The following is a 7,262-nucleotide window of genomic DNA, read 5'->3' on the forward strand; positions in this document are numbered from 1 at the left end:
TATGGACGATTTTTTCAAACTGCACCGCGATTTGCCCCGCGAAGGCCCGGGGGAGCCTGCGGATGTGGCATGGGCTGTGGCCCAGCTGAGCCTGCCGCACCGCGCCCGGATTGTGGATGCGGGCTGTGGCTCTGGCGGGGATATTGCGGCGCTGTTGGCGGCCGCGCCGCAGGCGCATGTGACCGCCCTTGATCAGGTTCCGCATTTCGTCGCACAGGTGCGCGAGGCGTGGAAGGACGACGACCGCGTGACGGTGCTGAAGGCCGACATGGCAACCATCGCAAACCGGTATGAGCTGATCTGGTGCGCGGGGGCGGTCTATTTCATGGGTGTCGAGACCGCGCTGCGGGCATGGCGCAAGGCATTGTTGCCGCAAGGGGCGATTGCCTTTTCCCAAGCGTGCTGGTTCACCCAGGATCGGTCCGAGGCTGCGCAAACGTTTTGGGCGCGGGAGAATCCGCAGATGACGGATGAGGCCGGCGTAAACGCGCAGATTGCTGCGGCGGGGTACAAGGTGATCGGACAGCGCCGTTTGGGGGACGCCGCTTGGGAAGCCTATTACACGCCTTTGGATGCGCGCATCGCGATGCTGCGCGCTGGCGCGGATGCGGCGCTGAACGCAGTGCTGGACGAGGCCGAGGCAGAGGCCGCATGCTGGCGCGCCCACCGCGATGAATTCGGGTATCTGCTCAGCGTGGTTGCCCCGCAATGACATGGGACGACGACCTGAACGCCTGCGCCGCCATCGTCGAGCGGGGCGACCCGCTGCGCTTTCGCACCGCCATGATGGCCCCCGTCGCAGCACGCGCAAAGCTGTTCGTCTTATACGCCTTCAACGTCGAGGCCAGCCGCGCCCCTTGGGTCACACAAGAAGCGATGATAGCCGAGATGCGCCTGCAATGGTGGCGCGATGTCCTGGAGGAAATCGCCAATGGTGGCCCTGTGCGCCGTCACGAGGTTGCGACACCTCTGGCGCGGACCATCACGCCCGAACAAGCCCGGATGCTTGATACGCTGGTCGCGGCCCGCCGTTGGGACATTTACCGCGACCCTTTCGAGGACGAGGCCGATCTGGACCGATACCTTGATCAGACGGCAGGGCATCTGATGGTCGTCGCCGCGTCGCTGCTGGGGCCGGCGGAGGAGGCGACTTTGCGCTCGGCAGGATATGCTGCGGGTGTGGGCGCATGGCTGCGGGCCATTCCCGCGCTGGAGGAGGCGGGCCGTGTGCCCTTGCTGGATGGCACCCCTGCGGGGGTCAGCGCTTTGGCGCAGCGCGGTTTGCAGGCGCTTAAAACCGCCCGTGGATCGCGTCCGCCGCGCAGCTGCGTGCCCGCTCTGCTGATGGCCACCGCGGCGGAGCCTGCCTTGCGCCACGCCGTCTCAACGCCACAGTCTGTTGTCGCGGGCGATTTGCCCGATACGGGGCTGGCCTTTACCCTGCGTGCCGCGACGGGCCGCTGGTAGCAGCGCATTATGCCGCTGCGTTGCGTTCCCGCAGGCTAAGCCACAAGAGCGCGCCACCTGCCAGCATCAGAAAGGGGATCATCGCATAGTTGACCGCCGCCCAGCCAGTCTCGGCCGCGCCACCCGAGCAGTTCATCAACCCCCCAGAAGCGAGCGAGGCCACGGTCACGCCGCCAAAGACCAGCAGATCGTTAAGGCCCTGCATCCGCCCGCGTTCCTCGGGGGCGTGCGCGCCTGCCAGCATGGTCGTCGCGCCGATAAAGCCAAAGTTCCAGCCGATGCCCAGCAGCACAAGCGCGAGAAAGAAGTTCTCGAGCGCGACACCGTTGAGCGCCACAATCCCCGCCAGTGCTAGGATGAAGATGCCCGTGCCGATGATCCGCTCAACCCCGAAACGGTTGATCAGGTGGCCCGTAAAGAACGAGGGCGCGAACATGGCAAGGACATGCCCCGTGACCACAAAGCCCGCGATGATCTTGAACACAGCCGATGTTTCCTGACCCGCGAACATATCGGCAAAGAAGGGCGGCATCGGGGTCGCACCTGTCAGGCCACAGCCAACCACCGCCAGCGGGGTCGAGGTCATCACAAGGTTCATCAACGCATAAGACACCATCGCACAGATCACCGCCACAGCGATGCGCGGTGTGCGGATCAGCTCCATCCGTGAGCGGCCCTTGGGCGCGTCTTGGGCGGGGGGCGCGGGCTTTGGAATGTCGATGAAGAAAAACAGCAGCGAGCCCACGATGTTGAGCACGGCCACAGCAATATAGGTGCCGACAAAAGGAATGGCAGAGAGGCTGAGGGACGTGGCCGAGGCCAGTTGCGGCCCGATGATCGCCGAGACAAGGCCACCCGCCATCACATAAGAGATCGCCTTGGCGCGGTATTCATCCGAGGCCGTGTCGGCGGCGGCAAAGCGGTAGAACCCTTGCGCAGACATGTAGATCCCCGTGAGGAACGACCCCGCCAGAAAGATCGGGAAGGACGAGACAAACAAGCCATACGCCGCAATCAACGCGCCCGCAGCACCGCCCGCGGCCCCAAGGAAAAAACCCGCCCGACGGCCATAGCGCTGCATGATCGAAGATACAGGTGTGGCCGACAGCATGGACCCCAGAACGATCATGGAAATCGGCAGCGTTGCAAAACAGATATTGCCGGCCAGCGATTGCCCCGCCAGACCGCCCACCAGAAAGATCATCGGCATTTGCGCGCCAAGGACCGCTTGGGCGGCGACCAGAACGGCTACGTTTCGTTTGGCGCGGGTGTCGTCGATCATGGTGGGGTTCCCTTGTGGCTTGGCGCTATCGCTACCGTGCGGGCAGGGGCGGGGCAACCCCTTGGGCTATGCGCTTGCAACCGCTGCGCTGGCCGCTAAAGCTGGCGGGCATGGGGATGAGACCACATATCTTGCTGCTGGCTGGCAGTTTCGAGGCGCGGCGCGTGGGCGAGGGGCTGAGTGCGGCGGGCCTGTCCTATGCCGCGTGGCTGTCCGAGGCCCCGCGCGGCGACGCGCAGATGGCGCAGACGCCCCTGCTGCGGCGGTTCGAGACAGCAGCGCGGATGCAAGAGGCGGTAGAGGAGGGCGGCTTTACCGCGATCCTTGATGCCAGCCACACATTCGACCGCCACGTCACGGTGCAGGCGGCTGCCTGTGCCAATGCGCTGGGGCTGCCCTATCTGCGGCTAGAGCGCCCCGCGTGGGAAATTGAAGACCCCGCATGGCACGCGGTGCCCGATGTCGCCGCTGCCAATGCGTTGATCGGTGCGGGGATGCGGGTGTTTTGCGCGACAGGGTGGGAGAGTCTGCCCGCTTTTGAGGATTTCCATGGCGCAAAATTGCTGCTGCGCCAAACGCGGCGGCACGCACGGCCCGCGCCTTACCCTTTCGTGAAGCTGGTCTTTGGCGATCCGCCCTTCAGTGCCTCGGACGAGCAGGCGCTATTTGCGATGCTGGGCGTTGATATGCTGATCTGCCGCAATCTGGGCGGTAGAGCCAGCCGCCCGAAACTGGACGCGGCCAGCGCACTTGGGCTTGAGGTGGTCCTGATCGACCGACCGCCCGCGCCCGAAGGGATCACGACAGTCGCGCAGGTCAAGACCGCGCTGGAATGGGCGGACGCGCTTTGACGGCACCCATTCAAACCGATGCTGATGTGGCACGGGGGGCTGCGTGGTTGGCCGCGCATGATCCGCGCTTTGCCGCGGCTTTGGCGCAGATCGGCCCGCTGCCCCTGCGGCTTGCCCCTGACGGATTCAGCGCGCTGTTCAACAAGATCGTGAGCCAGCAAGTCTCGGTCGCGTCTGCGGCGGCGATTTGGGGCAGGGTGCAGGCGGCGGGGCTGGATGACGCGGCGGCGGTGCGGGCGGCCACGGACGATGACCTCAGGGCCGTGGGGCTCAGCCGTCCGAAGTTGAAATACGCCCGCGCATTGGCCGAGGCGCGGATTGATTATGTAGCGTTACGCAGTGCGAGCGACGCGGAGGTGATCGCGACACTCACAGCCGTCTCAGGCATCGGGGTCTGGACCGCGCAGGTCTATGCGATGTTCAATCTGGGGCGCGTCGATGTCTTTGCCCCCGGTGATCTGGCCTTGCAAGAAGCCGCCCGCATGCTGTTTGATCTGCCCGCACGCCCCACCGCAAAAGAGCTGGAGGCGATGGCCGCCGACTGGTCGCCGTGGCGTGCAGTTGCAGCGCGGCTTTTGTTCACCTACTACCGATATGCAAAGCAACGTGAAGGATTATCATGACCCGAGTACTCAATTCCATGCGCCGCGAACCTGTCTCGGGCGAGACCCGCTCGGTTGTGGTGTTCCTGCACGGCTACGGCGCCAATGGCGCGGACCTGCTAGGCCTTGCCGATCCGCTGGGCGAGCATCTGCCCGACACGTTGTTCGTGGCCCCCGATGCGCCCGAAATGGTGGCGGGGATGCCCAACGGGTTCCAGTGGTTTCCGATCCCGTGGATCGACGGCAGCAGCGAAGAAGAAAGCGCGCGCGGCATGGCGCAGGCGGTTGAGGACCTCAACGCCTATCTCGACGCGCTGATGGTGGATGAGGACGTTCTGCCCGAGCAGGTCGTGCTGTTCGGCTTTTCCCAAGGCACAATGATGAGCCTGCATGTCGCCGCCCGCCGCGAGGACGAAGTTGCAGGTGTGGTCGCCATCTCCGGCCGCTTGCTGTCGCCAGACACGCTCGCCGATGAGGTCGTCTCGCGCCCGCCCGTGCTGCTTATTCATGGCGATCAGGACGATGTTGTGCCGCCTCAGTCCTTGCCCGAAGCCGCCGAAGCGCTGCAAGAGGCGGGCTGGAAAGACGTATTTGCGCATATCATGAAAGGCACAGGCCACGGCATTGCCCCGGACGGGTTGTCGGTGGCGCTAGCATTTATGCGCGACAAGCTGAGCCTTTAGGCGCGGGAGCCAAACTGCCCGTCAAATAACCGTTACAACCGCCCGCTATCCCAGATGCGACATCTTGTGCGACATGCAGGCTTGCCAGCCTCAAACCACGAGATATAGTCATGAATAACAACGAAGGGATGGCGTACGGATGGACGGCGATTTTAGAGTTGAATTTACGCGAAGTCCGGCGGGGCTGAAACACAAGCCCGCACTGGTGTTGAACGCGGACTACCGCCCGCTGAGCTATTATCCGCTCTCGCTGTGGTCTTGGCAGGATGCGGTAAAGGCGAAATACCTCGACAGGGTCGATATCGTGGCGGAGTATGACGACTGTGTTCATTCGCCCACCACGACGCTTCGGATCCCGTCTGTGGTCGTGCTCAAAGATTATGTGAAACCTCAAAAGCGCGTGGCCTTCACGCGCTTTAATTTATTTTTGCGGGACGAATTTCGCTGCCAGTACTGCGGGGCGCGGGGCGATCTGACGTTCGACCATGTCGTGCCGCGGGCCAGTGGCGGTGTGACCAGCTGGCAAAACGTGGTGGCGGCGTGCAGCCCGTGCAACCTGCGCAAGGGATCACGCTCGTTGCATCAAACAGGGTTCAACCTGCGCAAACCCCCGCGCCAGCCCGCGTCCGAAGAGTTGCGCAATCTGGGCCGCAAATTCCCGCCCAATCATTTGCACGACAGCTGGATGGATTTCCTGTACTGGGACGCCGAGCTTGAGGCGTAGCGCGATGGCCGCTGCATTGTTGTAGAGGGAACCATAAATCTCACAAAAACGGGTGTTTTGCTTCCGAAGTGGAAGCATCGGATTCACCAAGTCATAATTTGAAGGTGTTTTGGCGGTCTCTGGGCAGGCTTTTTTCCTCATGCTATGGAATTAGCGTGAGCTCGGTAACATGCAGTTTATTTTAAGGTTTGAAATACACGCCGAGTTTGGAGGAACGCTTTGGTGTCGCATGTGAAGCTGCCCTTATCCGAAACCAAGGGCGGATTCCGGACCTTCGCTGCGAGTGCAAAGCCTGACTATCGCTACAAAAGAAACGGACCTTGATCATAAAAGTTCATGTGCATAAACCGCGAATGGCAGCGCTGAGGCCTCTTTGGTCGATCCAATACTTTTTGGCAGATATTCGTTTTCAGGAACTGGAAAATTCGATGTTGAGTTTGCGATGATGATGGCGTCTATGCCGAGTACCACCTACCGCAACGTTTTTTCCTTTTTGCTCAAAGGTTAATTCAGGATTTTTGACTGTAGCTCAAAGGTCAACAAGGCGGCTTCACCGACAAAGAACATTAGCGCGCCGATGGATTTGCGCTACGTGACCCGGAGAGGAAAGGGGCGGGCGGGAGTTTTGGACCAAATCGCGTTTGGGGAATTTTCAATAAAACGCTTTATATCTGCAGAAAATGCGTCCAATTTGACCCGAATCTGACCCGAAAAACGACTTTTTTTGAGGCATCTTGCCAGAATTGGCACCAGGAAAGTGCGGAGCTCGTACCGATTTTGGAGATGTCAGATGCCCAGTGGCACATACACGTATACTCTGTACACGATCACCGGCAGCGGGAATAACAACTTTACCATAACCGGCTCCTTCACAGTGACGGTCTTTGATTCAGACGACAATCTTGGTGTAGGCGATGATAATCCGGCCACCGAAACAGACGCAGCTCCGGTAATCCAATCTCTTGGGATTGGCGCTCCAGCAGGATGGAACATTGGCGATACGTTTTACTTTGGCGGATCACGCGGGATCGAAGCAGGCTCCCCGACTGCCGATTATTTGGTACCACGGGTCGCTGGGGCCTGGCAGACGTCGACGGCGCTCTATTCGCTTCCTGCGGCATCTGTGCCGCTGGTGGTTGGGCAGAGCTATACCCGATCAGGTGCTGCGGGGAATGTCGACGAAGAAATCGTGCATTGTTTCGTGGCGGGCGCAATGATCAAAACCAACGGGGCGAGGTCCCTGTTGAATGTCTGGTCAAAGGAGACAAAGTGTTCACTTTGGACAACGGCTATCGCCCGGTCCAATGGGTAGGCTCCAAAAGCGTAACCGTTACCAGCAACACCGCGCCATTTCTGTTTGAAACAGGAACTACCGGCAATCACCGCCCACTCTTGGTTTCCCCTAATCACCGGATGCTTTTGTGCTCAACACAGGCGGACCTGATGCTTGGCAATCCCGAGGTGCTGATACCAGCAAAGTGGACCTGTCATGCTTTTGTGCCGCCCCAAGTGCTCGTTTAAGCTACCTTCCGTTCGAAAGCGACGGGGCTTTTCCAGCCTAGTGCTGAGTGGCGACGGCGCGAATTGTAGAAGCCATTGATGTATTCAAAGATTGCCATCTCAGCTTTCCGTCTTGTCTCCCAAGGATGACGC

General features: G+C 61.0%; 10 protein-coding genes. 8 read left to right on the top strand and 2 right to left on the bottom strand.

What is annotated here, in order from left to right; genetic code table 11:
• Position 1: 1 nt before the first annotated feature.
• A complete protein-coding gene (locus tag ABMC88_RS12050; protein WP_349577135.1) occupies positions 2 to 712 on the top strand; it encodes a class I SAM-dependent methyltransferase in 711 nt (236 codons plus the stop codon).
• Positions 709 to 1,467, top strand: a complete 759-nt coding sequence (locus ABMC88_RS12055; protein ID WP_349577136.1) for a squalene/phytoene synthase family protein — start codon at positions 709 to 711, stop codon at positions 1,465 to 1,467. Before ABMC88_RS12050 ends, ABMC88_RS12055 begins: the two co-directional genes overlap by 4 nt.
• 7 nt (positions 1,468 to 1,474) lie before the next feature.
• Here ABMC88_RS12055 and ABMC88_RS12060 read toward each other — a convergent pair whose 3' ends face one another.
• Positions 1,475 to 2,749, bottom strand: a complete 1,275-nt coding sequence (locus ABMC88_RS12060; RefSeq protein ID WP_349577137.1) for an MFS transporter — start codon at positions 2,747 to 2,749, stop codon at positions 1,475 to 1,477.
• A 110-nt stretch (positions 2,750 to 2,859) separates the two neighbouring features.
• Between ABMC88_RS12060 and ABMC88_RS12065 the strand changes: the two genes are divergently transcribed.
• From ABMC88_RS12065 to ABMC88_RS18535, 6 genes are all read left to right on the top strand, one after another.
• Positions 2,860 to 3,600, top strand: a complete 741-nt coding sequence (locus tag ABMC88_RS12065) for a precorrin-6A/cobalt-precorrin-6A reductase (protein ID WP_349577138.1) — start codon at positions 2,860 to 2,862, stop codon at positions 3,598 to 3,600.
• Complete coding sequence (locus ABMC88_RS12070) at positions 3,582 to 4,223, top strand: DNA-3-methyladenine glycosylase family protein (RefSeq protein ID WP_349577139.1); 642 nt, start codon at positions 3,582 to 3,584, stop codon at positions 4,221 to 4,223. The genes ABMC88_RS12065 and ABMC88_RS12070 overlap by 19 nt, the downstream gene beginning before the upstream one ends.
• Positions 4,220 to 4,885 (top strand): alpha/beta hydrolase, encoded by a 666-nt coding sequence (locus ABMC88_RS12075; RefSeq protein WP_349577140.1) that lies wholly within the window; start codon positions 4,220 to 4,222, stop codon positions 4,883 to 4,885. Before ABMC88_RS12070 ends, ABMC88_RS12075 begins: the two co-directional genes overlap by 4 nt.
• 139 nt (positions 4,886 to 5,024) lie before the next feature.
• A complete protein-coding gene (locus ABMC88_RS12080) occupies positions 5,025 to 5,609 on the top strand; it encodes an HNH endonuclease (protein ID WP_349577141.1) in 585 nt (194 codons plus the stop codon).
• 790 nt (positions 5,610 to 6,399) lie between these two features.
• The gene (locus tag ABMC88_RS12085; protein WP_349577142.1) at positions 6,400 to 6,921 is read left to right on the top strand and encodes a hypothetical protein; all 522 of its coding nucleotides are present in this window, start codon (positions 6,400 to 6,402) and stop codon (positions 6,919 to 6,921) included.
• A complete protein-coding gene (locus ABMC88_RS18535) occupies positions 6,879 to 7,130 on the top strand; it encodes a Hint domain-containing protein (protein WP_439655597.1) in 252 nt (83 codons plus the stop codon). The genes ABMC88_RS12085 and ABMC88_RS18535 overlap by 43 nt, the downstream gene beginning before the upstream one ends.
• Here ABMC88_RS18535 and ABMC88_RS12090 read toward each other — a convergent pair.
• Positions 7,127 to 7,262: IS3 family transposase (locus tag ABMC88_RS12090; protein ID WP_349577151.1), on the bottom strand; the 136-nt coding region annotated here is incomplete at its 5' end. The genes ABMC88_RS18535 and ABMC88_RS12090 overlap by 4 nt on opposite strands.

Origin of the sequence: Sulfitobacter aquimarinus, assembly GCF_040149565.1 — a bacterium.
Classification (GTDB): domain Bacteria; phylum Pseudomonadota; class Alphaproteobacteria; order Rhodobacterales; family Rhodobacteraceae; genus Sulfitobacter; species Sulfitobacter aquimarinus.

Excerpts from the sequence above, each read along its gene's own strand:
- ABMC88_RS12060 (WP_349577137.1), bottom strand. The coding sequence starts at position 2,749 with ATGATCGACGACACCCGCGCCAAACGAAACGTAGCCGTTCTGGTCGCC.
- ABMC88_RS12050 (WP_349577135.1), top strand. The coding sequence starts at position 2 with ATGGACGATTTTTTCAAACTGCACCGCGATTTGCCCCGCGAAGGCCCG.
- ABMC88_RS12085 (WP_349577142.1), top strand. The coding sequence starts at position 6,400 with ATGCCCAGTGGCACATACACGTATACTCTGTACACGATCACCGGCAGC.
- ABMC88_RS12080 (WP_349577141.1), top strand. The coding sequence starts at position 5,025 with ATGGACGGCGATTTTAGAGTTGAATTTACGCGAAGTCCGGCGGGGCTG.
- ABMC88_RS12055 (WP_349577136.1), top strand. The coding sequence starts at position 709 with ATGACATGGGACGACGACCTGAACGCCTGCGCCGCCATCGTCGAGCGG.
- ABMC88_RS12065 (WP_349577138.1), top strand. The coding sequence starts at position 2,860 with ATGGGGATGAGACCACATATCTTGCTGCTGGCTGGCAGTTTCGAGGCG.
- ABMC88_RS12070 (WP_349577139.1), top strand. The coding sequence starts at position 3,582 with ATGGGCGGACGCGCTTTGACGGCACCCATTCAAACCGATGCTGATGTG.
- ABMC88_RS12075 (WP_349577140.1), top strand. The coding sequence starts at position 4,220 with ATGACCCGAGTACTCAATTCCATGCGCCGCGAACCTGTCTCGGGCGAG.